General features: G+C 68.2%; 15 protein-coding genes. 12 read left to right on the plus strand and 3 right to left on the minus strand.

The features are described from left to right. Positions 1 to 168 precede the first annotated feature (168 nt). The 9 genes from N7590_RS19300 (at position 169) to N7590_RS19340 (ending at position 7,581) form a co-directional block, all read left to right on the plus strand. Positions 169 to 582 (plus strand): YciI family protein, encoded by a 414-nt coding sequence (locus N7590_RS19300; RefSeq protein ID WP_053511527.1) that lies wholly within the window; start codon positions 169 to 171, stop codon positions 580 to 582. A gap of 63 nt (positions 583 to 645) precedes the next feature. After that, positions 646 to 1,068 (plus strand): VOC family protein, encoded by a 423-nt coding sequence (locus tag N7590_RS19305; protein ID WP_279935808.1) that lies wholly within the window; start codon positions 646 to 648, stop codon positions 1,066 to 1,068. A gap of 36 nt (positions 1,069 to 1,104) precedes the next feature. Further along, entirely contained in the window at positions 1,105 to 1,515 is a 411-nt protein-coding gene (locus tag N7590_RS19310) for a VOC family protein (protein WP_053448650.1), read from the plus strand. Positions 1,516 to 1,538: 23 nt separating this feature from the next. Next, entirely contained in the window at positions 1,539 to 1,895 is a 357-nt protein-coding gene (locus N7590_RS19315) for a DUF1428 domain-containing protein (protein ID WP_053448651.1), read from the plus strand. A gap of 45 nt (positions 1,896 to 1,940) precedes the next feature. After that, positions 1,941 to 3,227, plus strand: coding sequence for a sigma-70 family RNA polymerase sigma factor (locus tag N7590_RS19320; protein WP_053448652.1), 1,287 nt, complete (start codon positions 1,941 to 1,943; stop codon positions 3,225 to 3,227). A 109-nt stretch (positions 3,228 to 3,336) separates the two neighbouring features. Continuing rightward, entirely contained in the window at positions 3,337 to 4,986 is a 1,650-nt protein-coding gene (locus tag N7590_RS19325; protein WP_164242057.1) for a M28 family metallopeptidase, read from the plus strand. 212 nt (positions 4,987 to 5,198) lie between these two features. Further along, positions 5,199 to 6,458, plus strand: coding sequence for a histidine kinase (locus tag N7590_RS19330; RefSeq protein WP_053448654.1), 1,260 nt, complete (start codon positions 5,199 to 5,201; stop codon positions 6,456 to 6,458). Then, positions 6,448 to 7,218: a LytTR family DNA-binding domain-containing protein gene (locus tag N7590_RS19335; protein ID WP_008265994.1), complete on the plus strand. Its 771-nt coding sequence runs from the start codon at positions 6,448 to 6,450 to the stop codon at positions 7,216 to 7,218. The genes N7590_RS19330 and N7590_RS19335 overlap by 11 nt, the downstream gene beginning before the upstream one ends. 18 nt (positions 7,219 to 7,236) lie before the next feature. Further along, the gene (locus N7590_RS19340) at positions 7,237 to 7,581 is read left to right on the plus strand and encodes a hypothetical protein (protein ID WP_164242055.1); all 345 of its coding nucleotides are present in this window, start codon (positions 7,237 to 7,239) and stop codon (positions 7,579 to 7,581) included. A gap of 39 nt (positions 7,582 to 7,620) precedes the next feature. On the opposite strand, the gene N7590_RS19345 is transcribed toward N7590_RS19340, so the two are convergent. Then, positions 7,621 to 8,235, minus strand: coding sequence for a hypothetical protein (locus N7590_RS19345; RefSeq protein WP_004153965.1), 615 nt, complete (start codon positions 8,233 to 8,235; stop codon positions 7,621 to 7,623). 355 nt (positions 8,236 to 8,590) lie between these two features. Next, positions 8,591 to 9,178, minus strand: coding sequence for a TetR family transcriptional regulator (locus N7590_RS19350; RefSeq protein WP_164242053.1), 588 nt, complete (start codon positions 9,176 to 9,178; stop codon positions 8,591 to 8,593). 133 nt (positions 9,179 to 9,311) lie between these two features. Between N7590_RS19350 and N7590_RS19355 the strand changes: the two genes are divergently transcribed. Continuing rightward, positions 9,312 to 10,529: an MFS transporter gene (locus tag N7590_RS19355; RefSeq protein WP_164242052.1), complete on the plus strand. Its 1,218-nt coding sequence runs from the start codon at positions 9,312 to 9,314 to the stop codon at positions 10,527 to 10,529. Then, complete coding sequence (locus tag N7590_RS19360) at positions 10,526 to 11,698, plus strand: MFS transporter (protein WP_164242050.1); 1,173 nt, start codon at positions 10,526 to 10,528, stop codon at positions 11,696 to 11,698. The genes N7590_RS19355 and N7590_RS19360 overlap by 4 nt, the downstream gene beginning before the upstream one ends. Before the next feature lie 106 nt (positions 11,699 to 11,804). Here N7590_RS19360 and N7590_RS19365 read toward each other — a convergent pair whose 3' ends face one another. Beyond that, entirely contained in the window at positions 11,805 to 13,916 is a 2,112-nt protein-coding gene (locus N7590_RS19365; RefSeq protein WP_164242048.1) for a M13 family metallopeptidase, read from the minus strand. Positions 13,917 to 14,092: 176 nt separating this feature from the next. On the opposite strand from N7590_RS19365, the gene N7590_RS19370 reads away from it, so the two are divergent. After that, positions 14,093 to 17,125 (plus strand): EAL domain-containing protein (locus N7590_RS19370; protein ID WP_279935809.1); only part of this gene is annotated, 3,033 nt, incomplete at its 3' end.

Genomic DNA, 17,125 nt, shown 5'->3' on the forward strand with positions numbered 1-17,125 from the left:
CAGCGACCCACCCACCCCACCACGGAGGGGCTCCGCCGTTCGCCGGCTCCCGCCGAAGGCGCGCTTTCCACGCAGAAAAAAAATTTCCAGAAACGTGTCGATTCCCAGCGCCCTGGTTCGTTGTACCCAGTGAAGGGCACGCACCACGCGTCCCCACGGGAGACCGCAATGAAAGTGATGGTGATCGTGAAGGCCAACGCCGACTCCGAAGCCGGCCGCATGCCCAGCCAGCAGGAACTGTCCGAAATGGGCGCCTTCAACGAACAACTGGTGGCCGCCGGCATCATGCTGGCCGGTGAAGGCCTGCACGCCACCCAGCGTGGTCGTCGCATTCACTTCGGTGGCACGGCACCCACGGTCGAGGCCGGTCCATTCGGTCCCGCCAGCGAACAGATCGCCGGGTTCTGGCTGTGGGACGTGCGCTCGCTGGACGAGGCCGTCGAGTGGGCCAGCCGTGCGCCGTTCGGCAGCGGCGGCACGCTGGAACTGCGCCCCCTGATCTCCGCCGAAGACTTCGGTGAAGCCTTCACCCCCGACTTACAGCAGCAGGAACAGCGTCTGCGTGCACAGCTGGAAGGCTGACCCGACTCACTCCACGCCGGGCGCGGCCTGGCAACACCCTGTATCAATCAACGGAGCAATGCCATGAAACTGATTCCCTTCCTCGGCTTCAGCGGCCAGGCCCACGATGCAATGGCGTTCTATGCCAAGGCACTCGGTGGCCAGGTCACTTCGGAGATGAAGTACCGCGACATGCCGCCATCCGATGGCTCGCCGGGTTGCAACGAGATGCCGCCGGAAACCCTGGACCACATCGCGCACAGCCAGCTGGAGATCGGCAACGCCATCGTGATGGCGGCCGACGGCCCCGGCGGTGGCGAGGGTGGCTCGACCACCATCAATGTCGACGTCGACAGCATCGAAGAAGCCGAGCGCGTGTTCGCCGCGCTGGCCGAAGGTGGCCAGGTGCAGATGCCGATTGCCGAAACGTTCTGGGCGCATCGCTGGGGCATGCTGATCGACCGCTACGGCAAGCCGTGGATGGTCAACTGCATGAAGCAGCCCTGATCCCATTTCCTCTTTCATCCACAAGGGGCTTTACCGATGAGTGCACCGCAACCACAGATGATCTTCGTCAACCTGCCCGTGCAGGACCTGCAGGCGTCCAAGGCCTTCTTCGCCGCGTTGGGCTACAGCTTCAACCCGACCTTCACCAATGACGATGCGGCCTGCATGGTGATCAGCGAGAGCATCTTCGTGATGCTGCTGACGCAGCCGTTCTTCAAGCAGTTCACCAACAAGGCGATTGCCGATGCGCACAGTCACACCGAGGTGATCACCTGCCTGTCGGCCGACAGCCGCAAGGCGGTGGACGCGATGGTGGACAAGGCACTCGCGGCCGGCGCCAGTGAACCGCAGCCGGCACGTGACTATGGCTTCATGTACCAGCGCGGTTTCCAGGACCTGGATGGCCATCTCTGGGAAATCGCGCACATGGACGGCGAGCCGGGCTGACGGCCGCCGCAGGGAGAACCCTCATGGCTTACGTGGATGCTTACGTGCTGCCGTGCCCGCAGGACAGGGTGGCGGCCTACCGCCGCCTTGCCCGCAAGGCCGGTGCGGTGTGGAAGGAGCATGGCGCGCTGCAGTACATGGAATGCGTGGCCGACGATGTGGAACCGGGCAAGAGCACCTCGTTCCCGCGTGCGGTCAAGGCCAAACCCGGTGAAACGGTGATCGTGGCCTTCGTGGTGTTCCGCTCTCGGGCGGCGCGCGACCGCATCAACGCAAAGGTGATGGCCGACCCTAGGCTGGCGTCGCTGGGCCCGAAGGACATGCCGTTCGATACCCGGCGCATGTTCTGGGGCGGCTTCAAGCCCATCGTTGAAGCGTGAGCCACGGCGCTTGTGCGGGCCGGGCGTGCGTGCTGTGATCGCTGCATGCCTGATCCCGCACTGACGCAGCGCTTTGAAACCCTCTGGCGGATGGAGTCGCCGGTGTTGATCGCGCGCCTGGCGCGGTTGCTCGGGGGCGATGTGGGTCGCGCCGAGGAGCTGGCCCAGGACACCTGGCTGGCCGCGCTGGAGCGCTGGCCGGAGCAGGGCATCCCGGACAACCCCGGAGCCTGGCTGATGACCACTGCGCGCAACCGTGCCATCGATGTGCTGCGCCAGCACCAGCGGGTGGCGCAGCAGCATGCGCAGTGGGGCGAGGAACTGCATCCGGCGGCGCTTCCGGCACCGGATGACAGCCAGGCGCTGGAAGATGACCTGGGTGACGATCTGCTGCGGCTGATGTTCGTGGCCTGCCATCCGGTGCTGCCCGCCGATGCGCGGGTGGCGCTGACCCTGCGCCTGCTCGGCGGCCTGACCACCACCGAGATCGCCCGCGGCTTCCTGCAGCCGGAACCGACCATCGCCCAGCGCATCGTGCGCGCCAAGCGCACCCTGGCGCAGAAGCAGGTGCCCTACGAGGTGCCGCGCGCGGAGGCGATGCCTGAGCGCTTGGCCTCGGTGCTGGAGGCGATCTATCTGGTGTTCAACGAAGGCTATGCGGCCAGTGCCGGTGATGACTGGATGCGCCCGGCACTGTGCGAGGAAGCGCTGCGGCTGGCGCGCATCCTGGCGCACCGGTTGCCGGTGCCGCCGGTGCTGGGCCTGCTGGCGTTGATGGAACTGCAGGCCTCGCGCGCGGCCGCGCGGACCGATGCGCAGGGTACGCCCGTGCTGCTGGACCAGCAGAACCGCGCACGCTGGGACTGGCTGCAGATCGAGCGCGGCCAGCAGGCACTGGCACGCGCACTGGCGGCCGGTGGCGGCCAGGACCCGTACGTGCTGCAGGCGCGCATCGCGGCCTGTCATGCCGCCGCACGCCGCGCCGAAGATACCGACTGGGCGCGCATCGCTGCACTGTATGCGCAGTTGCTGCAGGTGATGCCGTCGCCGGTCGTGGCCCTCAACCGGGTGGTGGCGGTGTCGCGCAGCGACGGCGCGTTTGCGGCCTGGGCGCTGTTGCAACCTTTGCTGGCCGATGCGCGGTTGCAGGGCTATGCGCCCTTGCAGGTGGTGCGTGGTGACCTGCTGCAGCAGCTGGGCCGGGCCGATGACGCGCGCGCGGCCTTCGCCGCCGCCGCCGCGCTGACCGGCAACGCCCGCGAGCGCGAGCTGCTGCTGTTGCGCGCCCAGCGATCGGGGTCAGCGCTCTCTTCCGACAGGAACGGGATCTGACCCCATGCATGGCGTGGCGTGTCGACCAAGGTCGACACCCACCAAAGGCGGGGCGCAGCGCTGCCGAATCCCATTACACTCCAGAGAGATTTCCCTGCTGGAGAGAGCAATGAAACGAGTAGTACTGGGCGTGCTGGCCCTGTCGGTGTCGAGTGCACTGATGGCGGCCACCCCGAAATTCGACGGCGCGCGGATCTCCGCCGACGTCAAGGAACTGGCCTCCGACGCCTACGAGGGCCGCTCGCCGGCCACTGCCGGCGAAGAGAAGACCGTCGCCTACCTCAGCAAGCAGTTCGCCGATGCCGGCCTGCAGCCCGGCGGCGACCTCAAGGACGGCAAGCGCCTGTGGACCCAGGCCGTGCCGCTGCGCAAGGGCGACATCGTCGGCGCACCGCAGCTGGCCCTGCACCAGGGCAGCAAGACCCTGCCGCTGGAACAGGGCAAGCAGATCGCCGTGCGTGCCGCGATGAATGGCGCCAGCAACGTTGATATCAGCAAGGCGCCGCTGGTGTTCCTCGGTTATGGCATGAAGGCACCGGAGCGCAACTGGGACGACTTCAAGGGCGTCGACCTGAAGGGCAAGATCGCCGTGGTGCTGATCAACGACCCGGACTTCGAGACCGGGCAGGGCGACTTCGACGGCAAGGGCATGACCTATTACGGCCGTTGGACCTACAAGTACGAGGAAGGCGCACGCCAGGGCGCGCTGGGCGTGCTGATCGTGCACGAGACTGCGCCGGCCTCGTATGGCTGGGCCACCGTGGCCGGGTCCAACACCAACACCATGTTCGACGTGGTGCGCGACAACCCGGCCGAGAGCCATCCGCTGCTGGAAGGCTGGATCCAGCGCGACCTGGCCGTGGAGCTGTTCCGCTCGGCCGGGCAGGACTTCGACGCGCTGAAGAAGAAGGCGCAGCAGCGCGACTTCACCCCGGTGCCGCTGACCGGCGCCAGCCTGGATGCGAAGTACGCGGTGAAGACCGAAGTGATCACCTCGCACAATGTGGCCGCGCGCCTGGAAGGCAGCCGCCATCCGGACGAGACGATCATCTACAGCGCGCACTGGGACCACATCGGTGTGGGCGAGCCGGATGCGCGCGGTGACCGCATCTTCAACGGCGCCCTGGACAATGCCAGCGGTACCGCCTCGCTGGTCGAGCTGGCGCGCGGCTTCGCCAAGGCCAAGCGCCCGCAGCGTTCGGTGCTGTTCCTGGCGGTCACCGCCGAGGAGAAGGGCCTGCTGGGTTCGGAGTACTACGCCACCCATCCGCTGTACCCGCTGGAAAAGACCGTGGCGGTGATCAACATGGACGGCATGGCGCCGTTCGGCCCGTCGCGTGATTTCGGCATCTACGGTGCGGCGCGCTTCGAGCTGCTGGACCAGCTGAAGGACGTGGCCAAGGGCTGGGACATCCGCTACACCCCGGACCCGAAGCCGGAAGCAGGCCTGTTCTTCCGTTCCGATCACTTCCCGTTCGCCAAGCGCGGCGTGCCGGCGCTGTCGTGGTCGGCCGGCCAGGACTGGGTGGACGGCGGCGTGGCCGCGGGCAAGAAGGCCTCGGAAGACTACACCGCCAAGCGCTACCACCAGCAGGGCGACGAATGGCAGCCGGACTGGGTGTTCGCCGGTGCTGCCCGCGACCTGGAAGTGCTGTACACCCTGGGCGACCAGCTGGCCAACTCGCGCAGCTGGCCGAACTGGAGCAAGGATGAGTCGTTCCGCGCCGTGCGTGACGCCAGCGCCGACCAGCGCAAGTAAGGGAGGGCGCCGGGTTCGCCCGGCGCCTCCCGGGTCGTGCCGGCCGCTGGCCGGCAACCTTGTGATGCTTGCGGAGGTCATGGGGAGCCGGCCAGCGGCCGGCTCTACCAGAACGGCTTCCATCCCCGCTTTCGGGCCCTTCGTCGCAGCCCGCTTGTTTGCCCGGCAGGCCGCCCTATGCTCGGCTCACCCCCTTCCTCCAAGGCGCCGCCGTGTTCGCCAGCCTCTCCCTCATCCTTCGTCACCTGCTCGCCTGGGCCGCGGCACTGTTCGTGGCCGGCATGGTCTGGAGCGGCATTTTCAGCGGCATGAACGATGGCCCCGGCTGGGTATTCGGGCTGCTGGTGATGTTCCTGATGATCTCCGCGCTGGGCAGTGCGGTGACCCACGTGCGGCGGGTCTGGCTGGTGGCCGGCCGCCTCGATGGTGCCACCCTGTCGGGGCGCCAGCGCCGGCAGATCGAACTGCCGATGGATGCCGGCCATGCGTTCGCGGTGGTCGAGGCGGCCGTTGGCGAACTGCCGCGGGTGGAAGAGGTGGAAAGCTCGGCAGGCAGCCTGCAGGTGCGCGCCTATGTGCGCCGCGTCGATCTGTGGAACGGCCGCCAGCCGTCGCGCTGGAACCTGCCGGCGCGGCTGGCGATCAAGCGCAACAGCGTGCTGGCCACGGTCACGCCGGGCCAGGGCACCAGCACCGTCACCCTGCTGTTCGAGCCCGATGCCGGTTGGTGGGCCGACCTGCTGGCACTGGACGAGGGCAGCAACTACGAGAATGCCGAAGCGGTCACCCGCGCGATCAGCCGGCGGGTTGCCGACCAGCGCCGCGACGAGCAGGCCGCCGCCGAACAGACCCAGGTCGAGAAGGAATTGTCGGTAGCGCGCTTGAACCTGCTGCACGCGCAGGTCGAACCGCATTTCCTCTACAACTCGCTGGCCAATGCCCAGGTGCTGACCCGCACCGACCCGGCGCGTGCCGAACAGATGCTCGGCCACCTGATCCAGTACCTGCGCAGTTCGCTGCCGCAGGTGGATGAATCGGTATCCACGCTGGGCGTGGAGCTGGAACGCACCCGCGCCTATCTGGAAATCCTGCGCATCCGCATGGGGGCACGCTTGTCGGTGGAGGTGCAGGTGCCCACTGAACTGCATGGCGTGCACCTGCCGGCGATGGCGCTGCAGACGCTGGTGGAGAACGCCATCAAGCACGGGCTGGAACCGAAGCCCGGCGGTGGCACGATCTGGATCCTGGCGCGCGGCTTCGACGACCACGTCACCGTGACCGTGGCCGACGATGGCCTTGGCTTCGGCCAGGGCACCAGCGGCACCGGCATCGGCCTGAAGAACCTGCGCGAGCGCCTGCGCCTGACCTGCGGTGAGCAGGCCGGCGTGGCGATCGTCGCCAACTTCCCCAGCGGCGTGGCCGCGACCATGACCCTGCCGCAGTCGGGCAAGGAGCGCAGCCATGCCGCTTGAAGCACTGATCGCCGAAGACGAGGAACTGCTGCGGCAATCCCTGGTGGAGCAGCTGGGCCGCCTGTGGCCGGAGCTGAAGCTGGTGGCCGAGTGCGAGGACGGCGCCACGGCGCTGGAGCAGTTGGCCGAGAAGCAGCCGGACATCGCCTTCCTCGACATCCGCATGCCCGGCATCAGTGGCATCGAAGTGGCGCGCGCGCTGTCCGAGCTGAGCCCGCGTACCCAGGTGGTGTTCGTGACCGCCTACGATCAGTACGCCATCGACGCCTTCGAGCAGGGCGCGATGGATTACCTGCTGAAGCCGGTCAGCGACGAGCGGCTGCTGGCGACCCGCGAGCGCATCCTGTCGCGGCTGCCATCGACGCGGCAGGACGATGCCGTGCTGGAGCGCCTGCTGCAGCGATTGGGCCCATCGCAGGCAGGCGCGGAGCGTCCGCCACTGGCCTGGATCACCGCCAGCAATGGCCGCGAGACGCAGCTGATCATGCTGGAGGACGTGGCCTACTTCCGCGCCGACAACAAGTACACCACCGTGGTCACCGCCGCTGGCGAAAGCCTGCTGCGCACGCCGTTGCGCGAGCTGCTGGAAGTGCTCGATCCACAGCATTTCCGCCAGATCCACCGCTCCACCATCGTCAACATGAAAGCGGTGGCAGCGGTGAGCCGCGACGATACCGGGCGCGGCGTGCTGCGCTTGCGCCAGCGAGCGGAAACCCTGGTGGTCAGCCAACCGTTCATGAGCCTGTTCCGCGGCATGTAACCACACCCTGGAGGCACCATGCGCCTGTTCCTGCTTGCCTGCGTCGCTGCGCTGTCACTGGGCGGCTGCGAGAAATCCAGCACCACCTCGATCACCCGTACCCAGGCCAACGGCGTGGATACGCTGTACAGCAAAGGCACCGTGGTCGAGGGTCAAGCGCGGTTCCAGTGCATCGCCAGCCGCAGCGGCCAGTGCCACTATGTGGTGCTGGACCCGGCCTGCAGCACCGATGCGGCCTGCGCCAGGCCGCCGCTGCGCCGGTTCGCGGTGGCGGTGGGCAAGACCGAAGCGATGCGCGACCTGCCCAAGGGCTTCCGCCAGTGCGTCAGCCAGGACCCGATAGAACAATGCCACCGTGAGTGATCACGGTGGCATTGTGGGTCCCCCCGCTTTCCAGAAGGGTCAGTAGGCTGGCTGCAGCGTCAGGTCGTGGTGATGCTCGTTCTCGCCGACATGGTTGAGGCGTCCGACCAGTTCGGAGTGCTGCTTCATGCGCCCGATCTCGGTCATGATGCGGATGTCCTCATGGCGCAGCTCGCGCCGGGCGGTGACCGCCTGCTTGTAGTCCAGCACTTCCGGATAGTGTTCGGCCAGGTCCAGCGCCTCGGCCACGTGCTCGACGCTGTCGGCCTTGGAACTGATGCGGGCGCGGCTGTTGAAGGCCTTCATCCAGCGCTCGAAGCCGGCCGTACGGTCGAACATGTTGGCCATGAACCAGATCACGAACAGGATCGAGATCCACGAGCCGAACACCACGACCACGCGGGTGAAGGTGATGTGGTAATCGTCGCGCCACAGGTAGTTGGTGATCAGGCCGAGGATCAGCAGCGAGGCCGCCTGCCAGCCGACGATCGAGGCGATCAGCCACTGGCACTTGGCCTGGGCCAGCACAGCCACTTCATCGCGGATCTGCTGCTCGCTGAGGCTGCGCCAGTGCGCAACCTGTTTTTCGAACGGGCTGCTGTAGAGCTCGTTGTCGCGAAGCAGTAGTCCCAAACCCTTGAACAAAGCAATCATGGCTGGCTCCTTGTGGAACGTGCGTCGATCAGCATTGGACGGTGTGGCGGGTTCAGTTCTAGCACTTCCAGCGAGCCGTGCAATGGGCGAAATGCCAAGCGCGGTAAGGGTTTTGTCTGAATGGGTGAATGTTGCTGCATTGCAGCATCGCAGTCACAGCCTGCGACAGGATGTCGCAGGGTGAAACGTGCTGCGGCCGCACATGAAACCGCGGCTGAGCATGCAGACCCGCCGCCGGCGCCGTGATTGCCCCGAATCGGGCCCGACCGCGCAACCGGCCCGGGCCGATGCCGACCCGGGCCTGCCTCCAGCAGCGCCGATTCCACCGCGGATCCACGACATGCGTGGAGGGGCACTACCCGGCCGGCTTCAACCCACGCAACAGCATCTCCAGCGCGGCCGTCGCCTGCGCCAGGCGCGCATCGCCATCCTCGCCTTCGGCGATCCAGAACGCCGCCTCGGCCAGGCTGCCGTAGATCAACGACGCCAGCGCCTGCGCATCCACCGGCGTCACCACGCCCTGGGCGATCAACTGTTCGATCAGGCGCTGCATCGACTGCACGCAGTGCCGCTGCGATTCCGGCGAGGCGCCCCCCAGCACTGCACGCGCATCACGCAGCACCAGGCGCTGGATTTCCGGTTCCAGCGCCATCTCCAGGTAGGCGCGACAGCGCTGCACGAAGCCGTCCCAGGCGTCGTCGGCACGCTCGCTGATCGCCTGCAGGCGCAGGTCGGTCTCGGCGTCGAGCTGGGCGACCACCGCCGCCAGCAGGCCCTTCTTGTCGCCGAAGTGGTGATAGAGCGCACCCCGGGTCAGCCCGGCCTGGGCGGTCAGGTCATCCATCGAGGTGGCGGCATAGCCGTGCTCGCTGAACACACGGCGGGCGGTGGCCAGCAGGCTGGCGCGGGTTTCTTCCATCTCGGCGCGGGTGCGGCGGACCATCCAGAGCTCCTTACATACGCAGTGCATGATTATTTACATACGGCGCGTATGAATGTAGCCTCTTATTCATACGCCCTGTATGTATTGTCGTGGCGCCCCGCGCGCCAGGCAAGCCGCCGCTCTGGAGATCCTGATGGCCACCCCTTATCGCGACCTGTTCGCTGCGCCCGGCACGGCCGGGCTTGCCCTGGCTGGGTTGCTGGCCCGCCTGCCGCTGCCGATGACCGGCATCGGCATCATCACCCTGCTGTCGCAGCTGCGCGGCAGCTATGCGCTGGCCGGTGCGGTGTCGGCCACCTTCGTGCTGACCTACGCGTTGCTGTCGCCGCAGGTGTCGCGCTGGGTCGACCGGTACGGCCAGGCACGGGTGCTGCCGTGGGCCGCCGCGGCCAGCGCGACCGGCCTGCTGTTGCTGCTGGCCTGCACCGTGATGGCGGCGCCGGACGCGATGCTGTTCGGCGCGGCGATGCTGGCCGGCTGCATGCCCAGCGTGTCGGCGATGGTGCGCGCGCGCTGGACCGCAATCCATCGCGGCCGCCCGGCATTGCAGACCGCGTACTCGCTGGAGACGGTATTCGACGAGGTCACCTTCATCGCCGGGCCACCGCTGTCGGTGGGGCTGTCGGTGGCGGTGTGGCCGCAGGCCGGCGTGCTGGTGGCGGCCCTGCTGCTGCTGGTGGGCGTGGCTGCGCTGGTGCTGCAACGGGGCACCGAGCCGCCGCTGCAATCGCGCGAAGAAGCCGGGTTGCCTTCGCGTTCTCTGCTGCGGCAGGCGGAGATCCGCCTGCTGGCGTTGCTGATGCTGGCGATGGGCGTGATTGTCGGCACCGTCGATATCACCAGCGTGGCGTTCGCCGAGCAGCGCGGGCAGCCGCTGGCAGCCAGTGCGGTGCTCTCGGCCTATGCGCTGGGCAGTTGCGCGGCCGGCCTGCTGTTCGGTGCGTTGAAGCTGCAGGTGCCGATGCCGCGGCTGTTGCTGCTGGGGGCAGCGGCGACCGCCCTGACCACGCTGCCACTGCCGTGGGCCGGCACGCTGCCCGCGTTGGCGGCGGCGGTGCTGCTGGCCGGGCTGTTCTTCGCGCCGACGATGATCGTGGCGATGTCGCTGGTCGAACAGCGCGTGCCCGCATCGCGGCTTACCGAAGGCATGACCTGGCTGCTGGCCGGATTGAACATCGGCGTTGCGCTGGGCGCGGCGCTGTCCGGGTACAGCGTCGATGCCGGTGGCGTGCGCAGCGGCTTCGTGATCGCGCTGGTGGCGGGCGCCGTGGTGCTGCTGGTCGCGCTGCTTGCCTGGCGTGCGCTGCGCAGGCCTGTTCCCTCTCTCTGCGCTGAAGGAGTCGTCCCGTGAGTACTGCTTCGCCTGCGCATGCCGTGCCCCCTGTGCGCCATCCATGGTGGGCCGTCAGCGCGGTTGGCCTGGCCACGTTTTCGGTGGTCACCACCGAGATGCTGCCGGTCGGCCTGCTGACCCCGATCGCCGAGGCGCTCGGCGCATCCACCGGTACCGCCGGCCTGATGATCTCGCTGCCGGCCCTGCTGGCGGCGCTGTTCGCACCGGTGGTGGTGATCGCTGCCGGTGGCATCGATCGTCGTCGCATCCTGTGTGCGTTGCTCGGCCTGCTGACAGTGGCCAACATCGCCTCCGCGCTGGCGCCCAGCATCGGCTGGCTGCTGGCCGCGCGCGTGCTGGTCGGGTTCTGCATGGGCGGCATCTGGGCCATCGCCGGCGGCCTGGCCGCACGCCTGGTGCCCGCGCACCGCATCGGCCTGGCCACCTCGATCATCTTCGGCGGCGTGGCTGCGGCGTCGGTGCTGGGCGTGCCGCTCGGCGCATTGATCGGCGACGCGCTGGGCTGGCGTTGTGCGTTTGCGGCGATGGCGCTGTTCAGTGCGACGATACTGCTGCTGCAGCCTGTGGTGCTTCCCGCGTTGCCGGTGGCGAGGTCGGTTCGGCCGATGCAGTTCGTGCAGCAGCTCGGCCATCGCGGCCTGCGCCAGGGCTTGTGGCTGACCCTGCTGCTGGTGGCCGGGCACTTCATCGCGTTTACCTATGTGCGTCCGCTGTTGATGGACGTATCGGGGGTGCAGGCGTCGTGGATCGGCGGACTGCTGTTTGCCTATGGCGTGGCCGGCATCGTCGGCAACTTCGTTGCCGGGCCACTGGCCGCACGCCATCCGCGTGGCGTGCTGCTGGCCATCGCCTCGGGCCTGCTGCTGACGCCGCTGCTGTTGCTGTGGATGGGCGGCACGCCGGCCGGAGGCATCGCGGTGCTGCTGCTGTGGGGGCTGGCCTACGGTGGCGTATCGGTGGGCTTGATGAGCTGGATGATGAAGGCGGTGCCGCAGGCGGTTGAAATTGCTACCGCGCTGTACGTGGGTGTGTTCAACGTCGGCATCGCGCTGGGGGCGTGGGCCGGAGGCAGGCTGCTGGACAGCACCGGGCTGCACGCGAATCTGTGGGCTGCGGCGATGTTGGCTGCGAGCGCTCTGCTGATGGTTGCCACCACCCGCAGGTAGATCCACGCCATGGGTGGACTCCTGCCCCGTGCCGACCAAGGTCGGCACCCACCCGGGCCAGGCCGGAAAATGAAACGGGCGCCCTGCGGCGCCCGTTCCGGTTACATCACCACACCTTGACCCGCTTGTCCGGGGCCAGGTACAGCTTCTGGCCTTCCTTCACTTCGAACGCCGGGTACCAGGCGTCGATGTTGCGCACGGTCAGTGCGCGGAACTGGCCCGGTGCATGCACGTCGGTCAGCAGCGAATTGCGCAGTGCCTGCTCGCGGCTCTTGCTGCGCCATGCCTGGGCGAAGCCGAGGAAGAAGCGCTGGTCCGGAGTGAAGCCCTCCAGGGTCTGGCCGGGCTTGCCCTGCAGTGACAGCTGGTAGGCGTCGTAGGCAGTGCCCAGGCCGGCCACGTCGGCGATGTTCTCGCCCAGGGTCAGCTTGCCGTTCACGTGCACGCCCGGGAACGGCTCGTAGCTGCTGAACTGCGCGGCCAGCGCGTCACCGGCGGCATTGAACTGCTTGAGGTCTTCGGCGGTCCACCAGTTATGCAGCTTGCCGGTTTCATCGAACAGCGCGCCGGCATTGTCGAAGCCATGGCTGATCTCGTGGCCGATCACCGCACCGATCGCGCCGTAGTTCACCGCGTCGTCGGCGGCACCGTCGAAGAACGGCGGCTGCAGGATCGCGGCCGGGAACACCAGGCGGTTTTCCAGCGGCACGTTCATCGCGTTGATGGTCTGCGGCAGCATCGCCCACTCGCTGTGGTCGACCGCCTTGCCCAGCTTGGCGATGTTGCGCTGGTACTCGAACAGCTCGGCGCGCTGTGCATTGCCCAGCGCGTCATCGCGGCGGATCTCCAGCCCGGTGTAGTCGCGCCACTTTTCCGGATAGCCCATGCCCACGGTCAGGCCGGCAACCTTGGCCTTGGCGTGTGCCTTGGTCTGCGGCGACATCCACGACAGTGCATCGATGCGCTTGGCGAAGGCGGCGATGATGTTCTTCGCCATCTCGTCCGCACGTTCCTTGGTTTTGGCGTCGAAGTGCTTTTCGACGTAACGCTTGCCAATGGCTTCGCCGACCGCATGGTTGGCGTCATCCACGGCCCGCTTCCAGCGGTCGCTCTGCTGCGGCGTGCCGCTCAGCGCGGTGCCATGGAAAGCGAAACGGGCGTCGGCGAACTTCTTCGGCAGATAGGCGGCGGCGCGGTCAAGCGCGTGGAAGGCGAGGTAGTCCTTCCAGGCGTCCAGCGGTTCGGTGGCCACCAGCTTCGACAGGCCGGCGACGGCCTTGGGCTGCCACACGATGAAATCCTGCTGGTTGCCGAGTGCAGCCGCATCGAGGAAGGCGTTCCAGTCCATGCCCGGGGCCTTGGCGTTGAAGTCAGCCTGGGTCCAGGGGTTGGCGCCCTTGGTCACGTCGTTGGTTTCTTCCTGGGTGGCATGCGCCTGCGCGATCTTGGTCTCCAGCGCGAGGATGCGCTGCGCCTTGCCGGCCGGGTCGGCGGCGCCGGCCAGCTGCAGCATCTGCGCGATGTAGGCCTGGTACTGCTTGCGCAGTTCGGCCATGCGGCCGCCGCCCAGGTAGAAGTCACGGTCGGGCATGCCCAGGCCGCCTTGCACCAGATAAGGGGCGGTGCGGTCCGGCTGCAGCATGTCCACCGACACCCAGAGGCCGAACAGGCGGTCGGTATAGAAGTTGGTGGCGTTGAGCAGGTCGACGTCGGCGCGCATGTCGCCGCCTAGGGCGCGGGCCAGCCCGGCCTTGTCGGCGATCGCATCGATGGCCTTCAGCTGCGGCTGCACCGGCGCGATGCCGTGCTGCTCGATGGCGGCTTCGTCCATGTAGGCGGCGTAGTAGTCGCCGATCAGCTTGTCGTCGCCGCTGGCCTGGGCGTTGCCGGCGGCGCCTTCGAGGATGGCGCGGGTGTCGGCCAGGGTCTTCTCGGCGATGACGTTGAAGCTGCCGAAGCGCGAACGGTCGGCCGGAATCTCGGTGTTCTTCACCCACGTACCGTTGGCGAAGCCGAAGAAATCGTCGCCGGCGGCGATGCTGCGGTCCATGCCGCTGGCATCGAAGCCGAAGCTGCCCAGCATCGGCTTGGCTGCGGCAGGCGCCGCATCGGCCGGCGCAGCGGTGCCGGCGGCCGGATCGGCCGGGCGGTCGCAGGCGGCCAGGGACAGGCTGGCGATGATGGCCAGTGCCAGGGTAGGACGGCGCAGCTTGGACATGGACTTCTCTTGCAGCGGAAAACCCCAAGTCTAATCCGCTCCGGGCCGCCTGGCCGTCCCGTTGTGCCGCCTGTCCTGTGCAGGATCTGGCTGAACGCGCCGATGCGATCTTCACGCCGTCATCGGGGTGGTGCATGCTGGTCCCGGGAGCCCTGCGCGGTCACGGGGAGGTGGCCATGCGGGGTCGGGTCAGGCGTCAAGAATGGCGTCCGCCGGCCGTTGAGGTCGGGGACGTGGAGGATTCGTTCGCGCATGAAGCCAGCCGACTGCACAAGGAAGATCGACCGATGCCCGCACTGAAGCGGGCGTTGGCCCGGCCACTGCGCGCCATTACCTGGGGCGGCGTGCTGCTGGGCGTGCTGCTGGTGGCGGGCCTGGCCACCATGCTGGTCAACGACCACCAGCGCCGGCTGGAGGCCGCGCAACGCCAGAGCCGCGCGTTGGCGGTGGGCAGTGAACGCCTGCTGGCGCTGGAGCTGCGCAACCTGGAGCGGGCGATGTCCGGCATCGCCGCCGATGCCGTGGAGCTGTTCCGCAGCGTGCCGGTGCAGGCACCCGCGTTGCTGGACGCTGCCATCGGTGGCGTGCTGCGGCGCCATGCCGAACTGCACAGCATCGTCGTGCTCGATAGCTACGGCCGAGCGCTGACCGCCGGCCAGGGCGACCTGCAGCTGCCGCTGTGGACCGACCCGCAGCGCCGTGGCCAGGGCAGCGCGCTGTACATCGGCCCGCCGCAGCGGGCCGGCGATGGCGGCTGGGTAGTACCGCTGGCGCTGCCGATGGCGGGCGACCGCTGGTTGCTGGCACGGCTGCGCTGCGGCGAACTGCAGCGCATCGTCGGTGGCCTCGATGTCGGCCCCAATGGACTGGTCTCGATCAGCGACGCCGACGGCTACATGCTGGCCCGCGTGCCGGACCCGCATGGCACGGTCGGCCGCCGCTACGACCTGCCGCGCCGCGACCTGCTCGGCAAGCAGGCGGTGGTCGAGCTGGGCAGCCTGCCGGGCGCGGTCGATGGCGTGCCGCGCATCATCACCATCAGTACGCTGGAGCGCAGCCCGCTGGCGGTGCAGGTCGGGCTGGCCGACGAGGACGTGCTGGCGCCATGGTGGCCCTACCTGCAGGCCTCGGTGGCGATCGTGCTGGCCTACATCGCGGTATTGCTGGCGCTGCTGTATGCCGTGCGCCGCAGCACCCGCCGCCAGCAGTCGATGGCCGAGGAACTGAAAGCAGGCCATGCCGAACTGCGCCTGGCGCACCAGGTCGGCCGTGTCTGCACCTGGTACGTGGACGAGGATGCCGCACTGCTGCGCTGGTCGCCGCTGGCGCGCGAGATCTTCGGCGTGCAGACCGATGCCTTGCCGGTCGCCGATTTCTTTGCGCGCGTGCACCGCGACGATGCCGCGCGCCTGCAGCAGGCCTTCGACCAGGCCTTCGCCGGTGGCGCGGTGCTCGACCAGGTGTTCCGCCTGGTGCTGCCCGGTGGCGAGGTGCGCTGGGTCGGCGCGCGCGGGCAGCGGGTGGAGGTGGACGACAGCGAGCGACGCATGATCGGTGCGCTGACCGACCTGAGCGAGCGCTACCAGGCGCGCGAACAGATGAGCGAAGTGGAACGCCGCTTCCGCCTGCTGTTCGACCGCAACCCGGCGCCGTTCTGGGTGTTCGACCCGGACACGCTGCGCTTCATCGAGGTCAACGATGCCGCGGTGCGCCAGTACGGCTACAGCCGCGAGGAATTCCTGGCGATGAGCATCCTCGACATCCGCCCGCGCGAAGGCTGGGACGAGGTGAAGGGGGCGATCGCCAAAGCCCGCGTGGGCGAACTGCAGGACGCCACCGTGCGCCTGCACCGGCGCAAGGACGGCAGCGTGTTCGAAGTCCGCACGCACCTGTCCAAGCTGGACTTCGATGGCCAGCCCGCGTGCCTGGTGCTGGCCGAGGATGTCAGCGAGCGGCTGGCCTACGAGCGCGACCTGGCCTACCAGGCGCGGCACAACCCGGCTACCGGCCTGCTCAACGTACGCGCGCTGACCGGACAGCTGGACGAGCAGGACGCGGGCTACACCATCGCCTTCGTGCAGTTGCGTGGCCTGCAGCTGGTGGCCGATACGCTGGGCCGCGAGATCGGCGATGCGGTGCTGCAGTCGATGGCGACGCGGCTGGGTGGGCTGGGCGCGCGCTGCGGCACGCTGGCGTTCCAGCCAGCGGAGGACTTCGTGTTCGCCATCGGTACCGGCCACGATACCCAGCGCGTGCTGGATGATCTGCTGCAGATTGTGTCGGCGCCGATGCGGGGCAAGGATTCGCTGCACCAGTTCGAGCCACGCATCGGCGTGGCCGTGCATGTGCCCGGTGACGGCTACTCCGCCGAGCAGGTGATCGGCATGGCCGCGCAGGCGGCCCACGCAGCGCGTGCGGAAGGCAACGTGGTGGTGTGGTTCGACGCGGCGGTGACCACGCGGCTGGCCGACCGCCTGCGCCTGGCCGGGCGCATCCATGCCGCCATCGACAACGAATTCGAGCTGTACTTCCAGCCGATCCGGCATGCCGGCGATGGCAGCCCGGCCGCGCTGGAGGCCCTGCTGCGCTGGCCGCAGGCCGATGGCAGCTTCATCCCGCCCAACGAGTTCATCCAGCTGTGCGAGGAGACCGGGCTGATCCTGGCGCTGGGCCGCTGGGTGATCCGCGCGGCGGCGAAGGCGCAGCGCCGGCTGGTCGAGGCCGGCTGGGGCGAGTTGCCGATCGCGGTGAATGTCTCGGCCGTGCAGTTCTTCAACAGTGACCTGGTGGCCGAGTTCACCCGCGCCCAGCAGGAGTTCGGGCTGGCCCGCGGCGCGCTGCACGTGGAGCTGACCGAGAGCAGCCTGATGCGCAAGCCGGCGCAGGCGATGCAGACCATGCAGCGCCTGCACGAGCAGGGCATCAGCGTGTCGCTGGATGACTTCGGCACCGGTTACTCCAGCATGTCCTACCTGCAGCACCTGCCGCTGGACATCCTGAAGATCGACCGCAGCTTCGTTGCGGATGTGGAAACCAACCCGCGCAACGCGTCGATCTGCCGCGCGCTGCTGTCGCTGGGCCACAGCATGGGGCTGACCATCATCGCTGAAGGCGTGGAGACGCCGGGGCAGCTGGACTGGCTGGCCGCGCACGGCTGCGACCAGGTGCAGGGCTACCTGCTGGGGCGGCCGGCGCCGCTGGAGCGGATC

The sequence above is a fragment of the Stenotrophomonas sp. GD04024 genome (assembly GCF_029837545.1).
Lineage (GTDB): Bacteria > Pseudomonadota > Gammaproteobacteria > Xanthomonadales > Xanthomonadaceae > Stenotrophomonas > Stenotrophomonas forensis.

Excerpts from the sequence above, each read along its gene's own strand:
- N7590_RS19300 (WP_053511527.1), top strand. The coding sequence starts at position 169 with ATGAAAGTGATGGTGATCGTGAAGGCCAACGCCGACTCCGAAGCCGGC.
- N7590_RS19305 (WP_279935808.1), top strand. The coding sequence starts at position 646 with ATGAAACTGATTCCCTTCCTCGGCTTCAGCGGCCAGGCCCACGATGCA.
- N7590_RS19310 (WP_053448650.1), top strand. The coding sequence starts at position 1,105 with ATGAGTGCACCGCAACCACAGATGATCTTCGTCAACCTGCCCGTGCAG.
- N7590_RS19315 (WP_053448651.1), top strand. The coding sequence starts at position 1,539 with ATGGCTTACGTGGATGCTTACGTGCTGCCGTGCCCGCAGGACAGGGTG.
- N7590_RS19320 (WP_053448652.1), top strand. The coding sequence starts at position 1,941 with ATGCCTGATCCCGCACTGACGCAGCGCTTTGAAACCCTCTGGCGGATG.
- N7590_RS19325 (WP_164242057.1), top strand. The coding sequence starts at position 3,337 with ATGAAACGAGTAGTACTGGGCGTGCTGGCCCTGTCGGTGTCGAGTGCA.
- N7590_RS19335 (WP_008265994.1), top strand. The coding sequence starts at position 6,448 with ATGCCGCTTGAAGCACTGATCGCCGAAGACGAGGAACTGCTGCGGCAA.
- N7590_RS19340 (WP_164242055.1), top strand. The coding sequence starts at position 7,237 with ATGCGCCTGTTCCTGCTTGCCTGCGTCGCTGCGCTGTCACTGGGCGGC.
- N7590_RS19345 (WP_004153965.1), bottom strand. The coding sequence starts at position 8,235 with ATGATTGCTTTGTTCAAGGGTTTGGGACTACTGCTTCGCGACAACGAG.
- N7590_RS19350 (WP_164242053.1), bottom strand. The coding sequence starts at position 9,178 with ATGGTCCGCCGCACCCGCGCCGAGATGGAAGAAACCCGCGCCAGCCTG.
- N7590_RS19355 (WP_164242052.1), top strand. The coding sequence starts at position 9,312 with ATGGCCACCCCTTATCGCGACCTGTTCGCTGCGCCCGGCACGGCCGGG.
- N7590_RS19365 (WP_164242048.1), bottom strand. The coding sequence starts at position 13,916 with ATGTCCAAGCTGCGCCGTCCTACCCTGGCACTGGCCATCATCGCCAGC.